This is a genomic window from Streptococcus sp. V913 (assembly GCF_054353455.1).
The window spans coordinates 295,576-309,008 of sequence record NZ_JBTHHX010000002.1 but is presented as its reverse complement, the minus strand read 5'-3'; the positions used below and the strand labels follow the sequence as shown (position 1 = coordinate 309,008).

At 38.2% G+C, this 13,433-nt stretch carries 19 protein-coding genes, 1 pseudogene and 1 other annotated feature; of the genes and pseudogenes, 12 read left to right on the top strand and 8 right to left on the bottom strand.

Annotation, left to right across the window (positions count from 1 at the left end; all coding sequences use genetic code 11):
* On the top strand, positions 1 to 168 hold the full coding sequence (locus ACXYSL_RS05480) for a YjzC family protein (RefSeq protein ID WP_458624185.1): 168 nt from the start codon (positions 1 to 3) through the stop codon (positions 166 to 168).
* A gap of 190 nt (positions 169 to 358) precedes the next feature.
* Positions 359 to 739, top strand: a complete 381-nt coding sequence (locus ACXYSL_RS05475; RefSeq protein ID WP_084940179.1) for a DUF2513 domain-containing protein — start codon at positions 359 to 361, stop codon at positions 737 to 739.
* On the opposite strand, the gene ACXYSL_RS05470 is transcribed toward ACXYSL_RS05475, so the two are convergent.
* Entirely contained in the window at positions 713 to 853 is a 141-nt protein-coding gene (locus ACXYSL_RS05470) for a hypothetical protein (protein WP_158085803.1), read from the bottom strand. The two genes, ACXYSL_RS05475 and ACXYSL_RS05470, sit on opposite strands and share 27 nt — an antisense overlap.
* Before the next feature lie 10 nt (positions 854 to 863).
* Positions 864 to 1,073: a helix-turn-helix domain-containing protein gene (locus ACXYSL_RS05465; RefSeq protein WP_084940178.1), complete on the bottom strand. Its 210-nt coding sequence runs from the start codon at positions 1,071 to 1,073 to the stop codon at positions 864 to 866.
* Positions 1,074 to 1,373: 300 nt separating this feature from the next.
* Here ACXYSL_RS05465 and ACXYSL_RS05460 point away from each other — a divergent pair, with 300 nt between their 5' ends.
* From ACXYSL_RS05460 to ACXYSL_RS05435, 6 genes are all read left to right on the top strand, one after another.
* On the top strand, positions 1,374 to 1,727 hold the full coding sequence (locus tag ACXYSL_RS05460; RefSeq protein WP_084940177.1) for a helix-turn-helix domain-containing protein: 354 nt from the start codon (positions 1,374 to 1,376) through the stop codon (positions 1,725 to 1,727).
* A gap of 1 nt (position 1,728) precedes the next feature.
* Positions 1,729 to 2,844 carry a hypothetical protein gene (locus ACXYSL_RS05455; RefSeq protein ID WP_084940176.1) on the top strand — a complete coding sequence of 372 codons (1,116 nt, stop codon included), beginning with the start codon at positions 1,729 to 1,731 and terminating at the stop codon, positions 2,842 to 2,844.
* A gap of 201 nt (positions 2,845 to 3,045) precedes the next feature.
* Positions 3,046 to 3,432 (top strand): ImmA/IrrE family metallo-endopeptidase, encoded by a 387-nt coding sequence (locus ACXYSL_RS05450; protein WP_084940175.1) that lies wholly within the window; start codon positions 3,046 to 3,048, stop codon positions 3,430 to 3,432.
* Positions 3,433 to 3,454: 22 nt separating this feature from the next.
* Positions 3,455 to 3,724 carry a DUF4177 domain-containing protein gene (locus ACXYSL_RS05445; protein WP_084921068.1) on the top strand — a complete coding sequence of 90 codons (270 nt, stop codon included), beginning with the start codon at positions 3,455 to 3,457 and terminating at the stop codon, positions 3,722 to 3,724.
* Positions 3,725 to 3,795: 71 nt separating this feature from the next.
* The gene (locus ACXYSL_RS05440) at positions 3,796 to 4,539 is read left to right on the top strand and encodes a type II toxin-antitoxin system PemK/MazF family toxin (protein ID WP_084940174.1); all 744 of its coding nucleotides are present in this window, start codon (positions 3,796 to 3,798) and stop codon (positions 4,537 to 4,539) included.
* A 255-nt stretch (positions 4,540 to 4,794) separates the two neighbouring features.
* Positions 4,795 to 5,808 carry a tyrosine-type recombinase/integrase gene (locus tag ACXYSL_RS05435; RefSeq protein ID WP_223326395.1) on the top strand — a complete coding sequence of 338 codons (1,014 nt, stop codon included), beginning with the start codon at positions 4,795 to 4,797 and terminating at the stop codon, positions 5,806 to 5,808.
* A gap of 229 nt (positions 5,809 to 6,037) precedes the next feature.
* On the opposite strand, the gene rpmA is transcribed toward ACXYSL_RS05435, so the two are convergent.
* The 4 genes from rpmA to ACXYSL_RS05415 all read right to left on the bottom strand — a co-directional run bounded on the left by rpmA (position 6,038) and on the right by ACXYSL_RS05415 (position 7,926).
* A complete protein-coding gene (rpmA, locus tag ACXYSL_RS05430) occupies positions 6,038 to 6,331 on the bottom strand; it encodes a 50S ribosomal protein L27 (protein ID WP_000916509.1) in 294 nt (97 codons plus the stop codon).
* Between the two features lie 16 nt (positions 6,332 to 6,347).
* The gene (locus ACXYSL_RS05425; RefSeq protein WP_000613705.1) at positions 6,348 to 6,692 is read right to left on the bottom strand and encodes a ribosomal-processing cysteine protease Prp; all 345 of its coding nucleotides are present in this window, start codon (positions 6,690 to 6,692) and stop codon (positions 6,348 to 6,350) included.
* Between the two features lie 15 nt (positions 6,693 to 6,707).
* Positions 6,708 to 7,022, bottom strand: coding sequence for a 50S ribosomal protein L21 (gene rplU, locus ACXYSL_RS05420; protein ID WP_277771750.1), 315 nt, complete (start codon positions 7,020 to 7,022; stop codon positions 6,708 to 6,710).
* A 34-nt stretch (positions 7,023 to 7,056) separates the two neighbouring features.
* Positions 7,057 to 7,176 (bottom strand) — a sequence feature (ribosomal protein L21 leader region).
* Between the two features lie 54 nt (positions 7,177 to 7,230).
* Positions 7,231 to 7,926: a YoaK family protein gene (locus ACXYSL_RS05415; protein WP_223326393.1), complete on the bottom strand. Its 696-nt coding sequence runs from the start codon at positions 7,924 to 7,926 to the stop codon at positions 7,231 to 7,233.
* A 155-nt stretch (positions 7,927 to 8,081) separates the two neighbouring features.
* Here ACXYSL_RS05415 and ACXYSL_RS05410 point away from each other — a divergent pair, with 155 nt between their 5' ends.
* On the top strand, positions 8,082 to 9,059 hold the full coding sequence (locus ACXYSL_RS05410) for a Gfo/Idh/MocA family protein (protein ID WP_000915909.1): 978 nt from the start codon (positions 8,082 to 8,084) through the stop codon (positions 9,057 to 9,059).
* Complete coding sequence (locus ACXYSL_RS05405) at positions 9,056 to 10,138, top strand: DEAD/DEAH box helicase (protein ID WP_033605701.1); 1,083 nt, start codon at positions 9,056 to 9,058, stop codon at positions 10,136 to 10,138. Before ACXYSL_RS05410 ends, ACXYSL_RS05405 begins: the two co-directional genes overlap by 4 nt.
* Before the next feature lie 24 nt (positions 10,139 to 10,162).
* Here ACXYSL_RS05405 and ACXYSL_RS05400 read toward each other — a convergent pair whose 3' ends face one another.
* On the bottom strand, positions 10,163 to 10,540 hold the full coding sequence (locus ACXYSL_RS05400; protein WP_458624184.1) for a YwiB family protein: 378 nt from the start codon (positions 10,538 to 10,540) through the stop codon (positions 10,163 to 10,165).
* Between the two features lie 71 nt (positions 10,541 to 10,611).
* Here ACXYSL_RS05400 and ACXYSL_RS05395 point away from each other — a divergent pair, with 71 nt between their 5' ends.
* Together ACXYSL_RS05395 and yidA are read left to right on the top strand one after the other, a co-directional pair.
* Positions 10,612 to 11,916, top strand: a complete 1,305-nt coding sequence (locus tag ACXYSL_RS05395; RefSeq protein WP_458624183.1) for an HD domain-containing protein — start codon at positions 10,612 to 10,614, stop codon at positions 11,914 to 11,916.
* 12 nt (positions 11,917 to 11,928) lie between these two features.
* Positions 11,929 to 12,735 (top strand): sugar-phosphatase, encoded by an 807-nt coding sequence (gene yidA, locus ACXYSL_RS05390; RefSeq protein WP_084875458.1) that lies wholly within the window; start codon positions 11,929 to 11,931, stop codon positions 12,733 to 12,735.
* Positions 12,736 to 12,813: 78 nt separating this feature from the next.
* Here the strand turns inward: yidA and ACXYSL_RS05385 are convergent.
* A pseudogene (locus ACXYSL_RS05385) lies at positions 12,814 to 13,379 on the bottom strand (AbiV family abortive infection protein).
* Between the last annotated feature and the right edge of the window lie 54 nt (positions 13,380 to 13,433).

Here is a 13,433-nt window from a genome sequence, read left to right as displayed (position 1 = left end):
ATGTCAAATACTCCAATAAAACCTGGAACAGACAATCAGAAACCTGGCCACTATGTAGAGGTTGGACCTCGTGGTGGAAAAGTCACTAACGGTCATACCGCAACTATTGAAAAAGGTGATCGGCTCCCTCCGACATCAGCTAAAGGCAACGGCTGGAAGAAAGTCTAATCTTCGTTTGCGTACAATCGTTCAATGGTTGTACGCTTTTTCCATAAACAAAAGCACATTCCAAAAATATTGATTTGAATCCATGCTTCGGCGTAATTTTTCCCATTGCTTGCATAATGAGTTGTATAATGATGAATCATATTTTTCCTTTCTAAATTTAGTATAATGAAAATAAAACGAGGTAATTTTGATGAAATTAAATCCTGATTGTATTCGTGATATCCTTTTTGTTATTGAAGAGTATTCGACATACTCTAATGATGTCTCGGAAGATAAATTATATGAAAACCTTATTTCAAAATATTCACAAGAGGAAATCCTCTACCATGTTCGACAATGTGAACATAGTGGTTTATTTCTCCAAGTTCAACACTATTTCGGCGGTTTCTCAATTCAAGATTTATCTCCTTACGGCCATCAGTTCATCAATGATATCCGACAAGATAACAATTGGAATCGAACAAAAGATATAGCAAAGAATGTCGGCTCTTTTTCACTGGATGTCCTTAAAGATATTTCATCACAAGTTATTACCAACCTTATTTCAAATCAGCTTGGCAATAAATTTTAAGTAGACAGTAGCATGGTTGCTTTCAGCCGTGCTTTTTGTTTTAACTGCTTGCACACCTTTTAATTTTTGGTCATTCAAATAAATACCATCTTCTCTTATTTTGAGTTCGTCCATCTTCAACCTCCTACTCCTCAAATTTCTCCCACGACTCATTGATTCGCAACTTCTTGTTAATGCGTAGCTTCAAGTCATCGCTCCCTTTTCCATCTTTTAGCAGCTGTGTGATGGCTGATGGACTAACACCTACAACAATGGCCAAGTCTGTCTGTGACCATCCACGTTTCTCAATTCGCTCTTTTACAAGCTCAATCCATTTACGATGCTGTTGGCTCATGTTCCTCCTCCTTTTATTTTTAATAGAGTTAAAGAGCTAGTAAATTATTTTATAAAACGCTTGACAATTTTAAATAAATAATTTAAAATAAAAGCGTAATAAAAAGAATGATAAAAATACTATATCTATCAATTTTCTTGCTCGCCAAAGCTATTTATTTTTAGATATATTTTAACTTCATTTTTTACTAAATCATTAACTTACAAAAACTATTTTAAATCATTTGTTTAATTTTGTTAACATTTTTAAATAAATAATTTAAATAATTTTTGTCAATCTCTCAGAAAGGTTGATAAATCAATGTTTCCAACATTTGAAAAAGTTAGAGAATTGGCTCGAAAAAAGGGCTTATCTCTAAATCAAGTTGAAGAAAAATTGGGATATAGCAAAAATACACTTTATTCCTTAAAACGACAAAAAGTAAGTGCTGAGCGATTACAAGAAATTGCCGACTATTTCAATGTGTCCACAGACTATCTTCTCGGTCGTACGGATAACCCGAATATAGCTGGGGATTCGCACGTAAATGAACCAGATGACATCTATAAAATCATAGACCACGCTATGCTATTTGATGGGAAGCCTCTGACAGATGAAGATCGTAGAGCCATCAGAGGAATCATCTCAGGGTATATGAATAGCAAGGGAGATTAGAATGTCTCACAAAAATCAAATTGAAATTTACCAGTTTAATAGTCGTGCAAAATATTGGTTGGTCCGAGCTGAAGGTGGGAAATATTACGATGATTTTAAATGCAACCACTTCATCTCAATTCACCACAATCAGGTGAAGCTTGCTGACTTGCAGACAACTGACTTACTTCTCACAACAGAAAAAACCATTGAGCACTATAAGCAGCAGATAACAAGAGTATATAAAGACCAAAATCTATCAAAACACCAAATCACGTTTACCGCTAAACGACTCTATAGCTTTGTAGAGGATATGAGTATAGGGGATTACGTCGTAGTTCCATCATTTAAATCAAACTACTTCTTGATTGGACAAATCACAAGTGATGTCTATGAAAAAGATATACCGAAAGAGCAACTAACCCTAAATCACGGCTACGAACAGTCTACGGATATCAAACGTCGAGAAGTCAAGTGGATTAACGAAGTGCCACGAAGAAAAGTAAATCCAAAATTTCTATATAGCACGCTAACCGTCCATCATACCATCTTTAATATCACTGATTTATCAAAATATATCGATGGACTCATATCTCCACTTTACTTCAAAGAAGGGAAATTACACCTTCAGTTGAGAGTTAACACCAAACATCCAATTACGTCTAGTATGTGGAAAAATCTCTATTCTATTATCGATGAATATAAAAATCCTGAAATTAATGAGGAAATCGTTGCCACTTCTAACGTAGAGAGCCCAGGAGTTATAACTCTACAATCCATCAGTCAATTCATATCAGATAATCATTGGATGTTGAACTCAGGATTAATAGGTATTGGTCTCTTATTCGGAGATATTGATATCAAAGGCATCAAAGTAAAGGGACTCTTCCCATACTTGCAACAAAGAAAAACAGCCAGTTTGGAAGAACGCAAACTGACTGTAGAAGTTGAAACGATGGAAAAAGACGCCAAGTTGAAAGATGTACAGCGAGATGTTGAAATAGAAAAAGCTCGCAAAGAACTAGAATCATTAAGAAATGTGAGAGCATTTGAAATCACTGTTGACCCACCTAGTGTTCCTTACGAAAACGCACCCCAAACGCAAATGGATTCAAATGAGAATCAGGATGAGGGATAATTTTTATTACTAGAATAAAAATCAAAAAAGTAATGAAAATAATACCTCTGTCTAAAAAGAAAAGAGTGAGAGAAAAAATAGAATACGCCAGCAAATATCCCCAAAGGATTTGAACTAGTTTCATATGACTTCCTCCTCTCTATTTTTAATTTGATTTTAACAAAAACACGCTGATTAGTAAAGGAATTTAGCGAGAAAAATATGACAGAAAAAGAATTATTGGATCTCCATAAAGTTACTTTACGTGAATTTACCACTAAACAATGGCAAAGAAACGGATTCTACGACGAAATTAACCGAATTGTCTATATCATCAATGCTGATTTAAGTCCAGACGAAAGACGAAAAGTTCTTTTTCACGAACTCGGGCATCTAGAACACTACCGCAGTTTGTACCAAAATGCTCCACTATTATGTGAGAATGAGGCTAATCGCTATATGATCCAAAATCTAGTAGCCGAAGAAATAGCTACATATGGAGTTGAAAGTTTTAATAGTGTTCGATTTATGGAGCGATATCAATTAAAGACTGTAACTGATGAAATTATGGTCCGCACCGAATTTTATAAACAAGTTGAATCATTTTAATATTTTAAAGGAGTAAAATCTTATGGGATTTTTTGATAATGTTAAACAAGAGTCGTCATTCTCTACAGCTTCAGGCTCAAATGGACTACACTATGTCGTCCTTCAAGTTACTTTGAAAGAAAAATTCTTTGGTACTGGATCAGGGAACCTGACAGAACTGGAAGATGTAATTAATAAACAAGTAGCTAAAGGATATCGACTACATACTATTACTACAGCTAACGGTGGAAGTAAAGGGCTTGGAGGTGGAGACCGTATTCAAGCTACTATGGTTTTTGAAAAAATCATCTAATAAAAAAATCCCCACTCTCGCAAAGTTTGGCTGAGGAGTTCATGAGAACATACTGTATAGAGGGGTAGAAAATGGAAAAGTTTGAGAAAAATAATCTTGATAAATTGACAGTTTCAACAGATAAAATGAAACAACTGACTGTTGAAAATCCAAATCACTTCAAAACCTCTAGGCTCGGTCAAAGTATGACCAACTATAGCAATCAATTAGAGCGTGAAATTCAAGGAAAGCGTCGTAGGAATAGAGTATTCCCATACGGCACACTTGTCTATGTTGATTTTGGAATAAACTTTGGGTCAGAATTTTCTGCGCCTCATTATGCTATTACGCTTAGCAAAGAAGACAAAAAGAATAGAAACACTATAACGGTTATTCCTTTAACATCTAAACCTGGATACGACAATTTACCACTAGAGTTTAACTTAGCTGATGGTCTTAGCATACTAACTATGAACCTCATCAAAGCGGCTGAAGATAAGGTTAAAAATGAACTGGTGACACATTTTGGAGAATATGATGATTTTGACGAACTTATCGCAAAATTGGAGAAAGAAGGTCGATTAGATGGGAAAGAACGTGCAATAAACCTTGTTCAAAAACTCACAGATAATATTTTATTGGCTGGTGAACGTCTTGAAAAATATATATCTGACCTAGATAAAACAACCTATGCGAAACTAGATTCGATTACAACTATTGACAAAGTGAAGATTTTTAAGAAAAACAATCTTCTAGATGGAATTGGTGTTGCGCAAATACTTGAACCACAGATGAAAATTTTAAGCGATGAAATTAAAGCACGCTATCTTATTTGACAAAATAACGTATATTTGATAATATGTAGTTACTAACCTAGGAAAAATCCTAGAGCAAATAATCTGGTTGGCACAGGCTGCCACGCAGAAATGGTAACTATAAACTTAGTTGCCGTTTTTTGTTGAATCAAAAGGAAAAAATCCCCACACTCGCCATCGCCAAACTTTGAGTGTGAGGAACTTAAGGTATAAGAAACAACCATTCAAATGGTCGTTTTCTTATGCCCATTTTATCAGAAATGAGGTTAAAAATCAATGATTGGAAAATATCAAAAGAATGGAACTACTACTTATTACTTTAAAGCCTATCATGGATTAGATCCATTAACTGGCAAGAAGATTCAAACCTTCCGTCGTGGTTTTAAAACAGAACGTGAGGCAAGACTTGCTGAAGCAAAGTGCCTTACCGAGTATGAAAAAAAGACATTCAGAGCACAAAACACCACCACAACTACTTTTCTCCAAGTCTATGAGATTTGGAAGGATCATTATAAAAACACAGTCAAAGAATCAACCTACGTGAGCCAAACTAGCATTGCTGACCGTCATATCTTACCAATTTTTGGAAATAAAGCCATAAACAAGATCACCATGACGATGTGCCAAACCCAAGTGAATAAGTGGGCAGATGAATATAAGAGATTTTTTGGAATCATCAGCATAGCAAATCAAATCTTTGACTACGCTATATCCATGGAACTGATTGAAACGAATCCAATGAGAAAGACACTGAAGCCTAAACGACAAAAAAATAATACAGATGAACTTGAAAAGTTCTACAACAAAGAAGAACTACAAGAGTTTTTTAAAATCGTTAAAGGATTCAACGATGCCGAAATGCTGATGTATTTTAGATTGCTAGCCTTTACCGGAATGCGAAAGAACGACATTAGCGCTCTAAGATGGTCCGATATTGACTTGAAAACTGGACAGATTTCTGTCAAGCAAACTCTAGCAAAGGGTGAAGATAATAAACTAATTTTTCAGACTCCAAAAACCAAAAAGAATGCTCGGACTATTACTCTGGATCAAAAAACGATTGAAGCTTTAAAAGATTGGCACATGTATAGTACAAAGGGACTTCTTTTTAAAAATGAGAATGGCGAGCCTAAAAGTATTGTCCATGTCAATAATATGTTGAACAAGATTTGGAGGAAGTATCCTGATTTCAAGCGAATCACTCCTCATGGTTTCAGACACACACACTGCTCACTACTTTTCGAAGCCGGTGCTACTATCAAGGAAGGTCCAGGAAAGACTCGATCATGAGAATATTCAAACCACTATGGATATCTATGCTCATGTCACTCAAAAAGCAAAGGATGAAGTGGCTGACAAGTTCGCTTCCTACATTGGTTTTTAAAATATGGGTATCAGTATGGGTATTAAAACAAAAAAATAGGCTCTCCGAAAACCCGGAAAGCCTGATTTTATGCTACTTCTAGCTTCCTCGCCTTTTCATTTTAAGGCTCGGGATAAAAAGGTTCACTAGACCTTTTTATTTTGCGATTGGGTAAACAGAAACTTGTTTTTTATCGCGACCTTTACGTTCAAAGCGTACTACGCCTTCAACTTTAGCGAACAAAGTATCGTCTCCACCACGTCCAACGTTTACACCTGGGTAGATGTGTGTACCGCGTTGACGGTAAAGGATTGATCCACCTGTTACAGTTTGTCCGTCAGCTGCTTTAGCTCCAAGACGTTTCGCTTGTGAATCACGTCCGTTTGATGTAGAACCTCCACCTTTTTTGTGGGCGAAAAGTTGCAAGTTGTTAAGAGTCATTTTTAACATAATGTTTTCCTCCGTGTTAGTTTTCTGTGATAACTCTGGTTTGGACGAACTCAGAAGAGTTCTCCGATAAGTTTGCCATACCTAAGAAAAATGATTCGAAGAATAACTGCGTCATTTCTCTCTGGTGTGAAGGAAGATCCGCTGGTATTTCAACCTTTAGATAGCCACCTTCATCTTCGTTTAATTCTAAGATTGGTTCATAGCCTGCAAATTTCTCAATGGAATTGACAAAGTTAATGGCAAGCGTAGAAACCGATGCACACACGACATCTAAGCCGTATTCGCCACTTTCGGCGTGTCCAGTAATTTCCGCACTCCTCAGCTCGCCATCTTCGGCTCTCTCAAAGACTGCTTGTATCATGTGTTCTCCTTAAAATTAAGCGTTGATCGCGTTGATGACAACTTTGGTATATGGTTGACGGTGACCTTGTTTGCGGTGGCTACCTTTTTTAGGTTTGTACTTGTAAGTAACAACTTTCTTTTGTTTTCCTTGTTTTTCAACAGTTCCAACTACAGTAGCTCCAGCAACAAGTGGAGTTCCGACAACAGTGTTTTCACCACCAACAAGAACAATTTCGTTAAAAGTAACTTCTTGACCAGCTTCAACGTTCAATTTTTCAACGTAAACTGCTTGACCAACTTCAACTTTAACTTGTTTTCCGCCAGTTTTGATAATTGCGTATGTGCTCATTATGCACCTCCTATGATTTTTAGGGTTTCCCCGTATTTTTGTGAAGACTCGCCTAGCATCGTGGGACGAACCACTTAAAAGAAGAGCTCTAAGTATAACAAAGTTTAAATTTTGTATACGATGAGCAACGATGTTCGTGCGGTTGCACAGGACTGTGCATAGTCAACTCTTCGATTATAGCATATCTTCTTTTTTCTTACAAGTAAAATCAATTAAAATTAAGTTTTTTCTTTCCCTTTTTTCTCCAAGAAGCAAAAAGCATGCTGAAGTAAAAGATACTCATCATAAGAGGAATACCTAGAATTGTCTTTTCCTGATAATAAATCGTCAAATAAGCTGAAAAAATAACTCCGAAGACAAAACTGCTAAGTAAGCTAACAAAAATCAAGCCCTCTCGTAGGAAAGGCGTATGCTTGGTCCGGAAATAATCACCAAAAGCCAACATGGTACGTTTAATATTCCCAGTCATAAAAGCATTATTATAGGCAATCCCTGATACTTCTCCAAAAGCAGTTGTCACCAGTCCCATACAGAAGGCCAATGGCGGTACGAGATAGATATTCTCTACAGTTTGCGGCACAAAGCCAATAATTAGGGACAAGACTGCAAGTGGAATTACGGACAAAATTGGCTTTTTAACAATTCTCAATTTTTCCTTATAAACAGTTAATAAAAGGACTCCCATCATAAAAGCTAGCAAGGTCATTACTTTGGCACTGGCATCTGACACATTGTGTTGAATGAGTCCTACTGATAGAAAAACCACATTCCCAGTCTGTCCTGCCACAAGGGTATTTCCTCGCACGATAAAGGTGTAGGCATCTACATATCCTGCACAAAAAGTCAAAAAAAGCGCTAGTCTCTTAGACTGACGTGATATTTTTCTTATTGGTAATAATCTCATTTTTTCCCCCTTTTCATTTCATCTACTTATCTAAATATTGTACCACTTTCTCCTAAAAATGCGTAGTCCATTTGAAAATTTTTACCATCTGTTGGATAGTCCTTCTTTTCTATGATATAATGAAGGAAGGAATTGAAGTCGGAAAAGGAGTATTTATGCTTAAATTAGGTGTCATCGGAACAGGGGCTATCAGCCATCACTTCATAGAGGCAGCCCATACCAGTGGCCAATACCAGCTGGTTGCTGTCTACTCTAGAAAACTAGAAACTGCCGCAACCTTTGCTTCTCGTTATCAAGATATCAAACTCTTTGATCAATTAGAAGACTTCTTTAAGTCTTCCTTTGATGTAGTCTATATCGCCAGTCCAAACTCCTTGCATTTTGTACAAGCCAAGGTTGCCTTGTCTACTGGTAAGCACGTCATTCTTGAAAAACCAGCTGTCACTCAGCCACAAGAATGGCTTAATCTGATTCAAACGGCTGAGAAAAATCACTGTTTTATCTTTGAGGCAGCTCGTAATTACCACGAGGAAGCCTTTACCACTATCAAAAACTTTTTAGCAGACAAGCAAGTGCTGGGAGCAGATTTCAACTATGCCAAGTATTCTTCCAAGATGCCGGATTTGTTGGCTGGGGAGACGCCAAATGTCTTTTCAGATCGTTTTGCTGGTGGAGCCCTTATGGATTTGGGGATTTATCCTATCTATGCCGCTGTTCGTCTCTTTGGGAAGGCTCAGGACGCGACTTATCAGGCTCAACAGCTTGACAATAGCATTGACCTAAATGGCGACGGTATCCTCTTCTACCCTGACTTTCAAGTTCACATTAAAGCTGGGAAAAACATCACTTCCAATCTTCCTTGCGAGATTTATACAGTAGATGGAACCTTGACCCTTAACACGATTGAGCATGTCCGCTCAGCTATTTTTACCGACCACCGAGGAAATCAAGTCCAGCTCCCTATCCAACAGGCTCCTCATACGATGACTGAGGAAGTCGCTGCATTTGCACACATGATCCAGCAACCAGACCAGACACTTTACCAGAACTGGCTGGATGATGCAGGTTCTGTTCATGACCTATTATATACCATGCGCCAGACTGCTGGCATTAGATTTGAGGCAGAAAAATGAAAACCAAACTACCGACTGAATGGCAAGAACTAAGTGACCAACTCGGTTTCCAAGAATTCACCCCCATTCAAACTCAACTATTTGAACCTATTCTTGCTGGAGAAAACCTCCTAGGAGTGAGCCCAACAGGAACTGGTAAGACCCTCGCTTACCTCCTGCCAAGCCTTCTCAGGCTACAAAAGAAAAAAGCCCAGCAACTCTTGATTCTAGCACCAAATACGGAACTTGCTGGACAGATTTTTGATGTATGTAAAACGTGGGCAGAGGCTATCGGCTTGACTGCTCAGCTCTTCTTATCAGGTTCGAGTCAGAAACGTCAGATTGAACGCCTAAAAAAAGGACCAGAAATTCTGATTGGAACTCCTGGCCGTATCTTTGAGTTGATTAAATTGAAAAAAATCAAGATGATGAATGTGGAAACCATCATTCTGGATGAATTTGACCAATTGCTTGATGATTCTCAGATTCACTTTGTCGAGAAAATCACTCACTACGCACCTCGTGACCACCAACTCATCTACATGAGTGCGACGACCAAGTTTGACCAAGAAAAGATTGCTACCAACACGCGCACCATTGATCTTTCTGATCAAAAGTTGGACAACATTCAACACTTCTACATGCAGGTGGACCAACGCCATCGTGTGGATATGCTACGAAAGCTGGCTCATGTAGAGGATTTCCGTGGTCTGGTCTTCTTTAACAGCTTGTCAGATCTAGGAAGTGCAGAAGAAAAACTGCAATATCGAGATGTCTTGGCTGTTTCCCTCGCTAGTGATGTCAATGTCAAGTTTAGAAAAGTTATCTTGGAAAAGTTTAAGGACAAGCAACTAACTCTTCTTCTTGCAACAGACCTTCTGGCTCGTGGAATTGATATCGATAGTCTAGAATGTGTCATAAACTTTGATATTCCCAGAGATATCGAAACTTACACTCACCGCGCTGGTCGTACAGGTCGCATGGGTAAAGAGGGCTATGTTATCACTCTCGTAACCCATCCTGAAGAACTTAAAAAACTCAAGAAATTCGCAAGTGTAGGTGAAATTGTCCTAAAAAACCAAGAACTCTATATCAAATAAGGTTGGCTCACACCAACCTTTTTCTTATCCCCAAGTAATTTCCAATTGATAGCTGGCAAAAGGGTGTCCCTCTGGATTTTGTAGTTGATAGGCTAGCTCAATCTTTTGTCCATCCAGTTTGTAGTGACTTGTTTGAATGATGAACTCCTGCATCCCCATTGGAGTAGGAATATAGGCCAAACTATCACTATCCTTTAGAAAACGCATGATGGTCTTGGGAGTGGAAAAACGGCTCATCACCAGTTCTTCTTGATGAAACTTGAGAACCACTTTTTCCTTTTCCTCATTATAAAAGAGTAAATAGCTATAATCCCCTTTTTTACGCACTTCCACGTCATAGAGTTGGTCGATGACTTCCAACTGTTCATCAAGCTGAATCCTATTTCGCATTCGAATCTTCACATCAAATCCTCTTTCTTGTCTCTTGTCCTACTATTTTACCAAAAAGAGCAGGATTTTGCTATAATGGTCATATGAACGAAAAAGTATTCCGTGACCCAGTTCACAACTACATCCATGTAAACAACCAGGTCATCTATGACTTGATCAATACAAAAGAATTTCAACGTCTGCGTCGTATCAAACAGCTAGGGACTTCCAGCTATACTTTCCATGGTGGGGAGCACAGTCGCTTTTCCCATTGTTTGGGTGTCTATGAGATCGCTCGTCGTATCACGGAGATTTTTGAAGAAAAATATCCTGAAGAATGGGATCCTGCTGAGTCTCTCTTAACCATGACCGCTGCGCTCCTTCATGACCTCGGGCATGGTGCCTACTCCCATACTTTTGAGCATCTCTTTGATACAGATCATGAAGCCATTACCCAGGAAATCATCCAAAGTCCTGAGACAGAGATTCACCAAGTCCTGCTACAAGTAGCGCCAGATTTCCCGGAAAAGGTAGCCAGTGTTATCGACCATACCTATCCTAACAAGCAGGTCGTTCAGCTCATTTCTAGTCAGATTGATGCAGACCGTATGGATTATCTCTTGCGCGACTCTTATTTTACAGGAGCATCTTATGGGGAATTTGACCTGACTCGAATCCTCCGAGTGATTCGTCCTGTTGAAAATGGTATCGCCTTTCAGCGCAATGGCATGCATGCCATCGAAGACTATGTTCTCAGTCGCTACCAGATGTATATGCAGGTTTATTTCCACCCAGCAACACGCGCCATGGAAGTTCTCCTACAGAATCTCCTCAAACGCGCTAAGGAACTCTTTCCTGAGGACAAGGACTTCTTTTCACGAACTTCTCCACACCTTCTTCCTTTCTTTGAAAAAAATGTGACCTTGTCTGACTATCTAGCTCTTGATGATGGCGTGATGAATACCTACTTTCAGCTCTGGATGACCAGTCCTGACAAGATTCTCGCAGATTTGTCGCAACGCTTTGTCAACCGCAAGGTCTTTAAATCCATTACTTTTTCACAAGAAGACCAAGACCAACTCGCAACCATGAGACAACTGGTTGAAGAAATCGGTTTTGATCCAGACTACTATACTGCTATTCATAAGAATTTTGACCTCCCTTATGATATCTATCGTCCCGAATCTGAAAATCCACGAACACAGATTGAGATTCTACAGAAAAATGGAGAACTGGCAGAACTCTCTAGCTTATCTCCTATCGTTCAATCCCTTGCTGGCAGTCGCCACGGAGACAATCGTTTCTATTTTCCGAAAGAAATGTTGGACCAAAACAGCATCTTCGCAAGCATTACCCAGCAATTTTTACACTTGATTGAGAACGATCATTTTACCCCAAATAAAAACTAGAAGAGGAAATTTATGAGTATTAAACTAATCGCCGTCGATATCGATGGTACCCTAGTCAACAGTAAAAGAGAAATCACTCCTGAAGTCTTTTCTGCCATCCAAGACGCCAAACAAGCCGGTGTCAAAATCGTGATTGCAACAGGTCGTCCCATCGCAGGTGTTGCCAAACTTCTGGACGACTTGCAGTTGAGAGATGAGGGTGACTATGTGGTGACCTTCAACGGTGGCCTTGTCCAAGAAACTGCTACTGGCCATGAGATTATCAGCGAATCCTTGACCTATGAGGATTATTTGGATATGGAATTTCTCAGCCGTAAGCTCGGTGTCCACATGCACGCTATTACCAAGGATGGTATCTATACTGCCAATCGCAATATCGGAAAATACACGGTACACGAATCAACCCTCGTCAGCATGCCAATCTTCTATCGTACACCTGAAGAAATGGCTGATAAAGAAATCGTCAAATGTATGTTTATCGATGAACCAGAAATTCTGGATGCTGCGATTGAAAAAATCCCAGCAGAATTTTACGAACGCTACTCTATCAACAAATCTGCTCCTTTCTACCTAGAACTACTTAAAAAGAATGTAGACAAGGGCTCAGCCATCACTCACTTAGCTGAAAAACTCGGATTAACCAAAGATGAAACTATGGCGATTGGTGACGAAGAAAATGACCGTGCCATGCTGGAAGTCGTGGGTAATCCCGTTGTTATGGAAAATGGAAATCCAGAACTCAAAAAAATCGCCAAATACATCACTAAAACAAATGACGAATCTGGCGTAGCCCATGCTATCCGTACATGGGTATTGTAAAGTATGATAAAATACGAAAACCGCTCAGCAGAGCGGTTTTTTCTATTTCATCTTAGAATTAGCAACAATTTCAAAAAATCAATCAGTTTTCTTTGATAACTCTATTGAGTAATTCGTCCAGCCAACTAGATTATCATCAAACGATTCTATCGCAAATAAAAGCAAATTTCTTGCAAATTCTTGAGTGATTAAATCTTTCGGTATTACAACACTGTTATTTTTTCTATCACAATAAATTGCTTTTTCTCTTAAATCTTTTAATTCACCAGAATAAATAAATCGAAAAATTTTTCCAAATTTTCATTAGAAATTGCATTTTTAATCCTTTCGCCCATACAAATAGTGTAGCTCGCTCCTACAATTTGTTTGGACTTATGAACTCTTAATTTGTCTTTTCTCACATAAGAATCTGAACCTTTAATAAATATTCCCATTTGAATTTTTCCAACCTCTTCTAGCACACTAATGGCTAAAAAAGAGGAGGAGGTGTATGAATTATTTATATATAAAACATATGAATCCGAAATCAACTGAACAACATGATCTAAACATTTATTCAACTCTTCATTTGAAGAAATATAAAAATTGCTAGTTCCGTTTAAGATAACTTTTACCTTATCAAAAGAACAATCTTTATTAACCATTAGTACTCCAAAGTTTATAATTCGTGATAATATGTTAAACTGATTCTAGCGATT

What these genes read in the sequence shown, in the direction of transcription:
- ACXYSL_RS05410 (WP_000915909.1), top strand. Translation starts at nt 8,082, where the DNA reads ATGCTTAAATTAGGTGTCATCGGAACAGGGGCTATCAGCCATCACTTC.
- ACXYSL_RS05480 (WP_458624185.1), top strand. Translation starts at nt 1, where the DNA reads ATGTCAAATACTCCAATAAAACCTGGAACAGACAATCAGAAACCTGGC.
- ACXYSL_RS05445 (WP_084921068.1), top strand. Translation starts at nt 3,455, where the DNA reads ATGGGATTTTTTGATAATGTTAAACAAGAGTCGTCATTCTCTACAGCT.
- ACXYSL_RS05415 (WP_223326393.1), bottom strand. Translation starts at nt 7,926, where the DNA reads ATGAGATTATTACCAATAAGAAAAATATCACGTCAGTCTAAGAGACTA.
- ACXYSL_RS05450 (WP_084940175.1), top strand. Translation starts at nt 3,046, where the DNA reads ATGACAGAAAAAGAATTATTGGATCTCCATAAAGTTACTTTACGTGAA.
- ACXYSL_RS05440 (WP_084940174.1), top strand. Translation starts at nt 3,796, where the DNA reads ATGGAAAAGTTTGAGAAAAATAATCTTGATAAATTGACAGTTTCAACA.
- ACXYSL_RS05425 (WP_000613705.1), bottom strand. Translation starts at nt 6,692, where the DNA reads ATGATACAAGCAGTCTTTGAGAGAGCCGAAGATGGCGAGCTGAGGAGT.
- ACXYSL_RS05455 (WP_084940176.1), top strand. Translation starts at nt 1,729, where the DNA reads ATGTCTCACAAAAATCAAATTGAAATTTACCAGTTTAATAGTCGTGCA.
- ACXYSL_RS05435 (WP_223326395.1), top strand. Translation starts at nt 4,795, where the DNA reads ATGATTGGAAAATATCAAAAGAATGGAACTACTACTTATTACTTTAAA.
- ACXYSL_RS05395 (WP_458624183.1), top strand. Translation starts at nt 10,612, where the DNA reads ATGAACGAAAAAGTATTCCGTGACCCAGTTCACAACTACATCCATGTA.
- ACXYSL_RS05460 (WP_084940177.1), top strand. Translation starts at nt 1,374, where the DNA reads ATGTTTCCAACATTTGAAAAAGTTAGAGAATTGGCTCGAAAAAAGGGC.
- yidA (WP_084875458.1), top strand. Translation starts at nt 11,929, where the DNA reads ATGAGTATTAAACTAATCGCCGTCGATATCGATGGTACCCTAGTCAAC.
- ACXYSL_RS05405 (WP_033605701.1), top strand. Translation starts at nt 9,056, where the DNA reads ATGAAAACCAAACTACCGACTGAATGGCAAGAACTAAGTGACCAACTC.
- ACXYSL_RS05475 (WP_084940179.1), top strand. Translation starts at nt 359, where the DNA reads ATGAAATTAAATCCTGATTGTATTCGTGATATCCTTTTTGTTATTGAA.
- ACXYSL_RS05465 (WP_084940178.1), bottom strand. Translation starts at nt 1,073, where the DNA reads ATGAGCCAACAGCATCGTAAATGGATTGAGCTTGTAAAAGAGCGAATT.
- rpmA (WP_000916509.1), bottom strand. Translation starts at nt 6,331, where the DNA reads ATGTTAAAAATGACTCTTAACAACTTGCAACTTTTCGCCCACAAAAAA.
- rplU (WP_277771750.1), bottom strand. Translation starts at nt 7,022, where the DNA reads ATGAGCACATACGCAATTATCAAAACTGGCGGAAAACAAGTTAAAGTT.
- ACXYSL_RS05470 (WP_158085803.1), bottom strand. Translation starts at nt 853, where the DNA reads ATGGACGAACTCAAAATAAGAGAAGATGGTATTTATTTGAATGACCAA.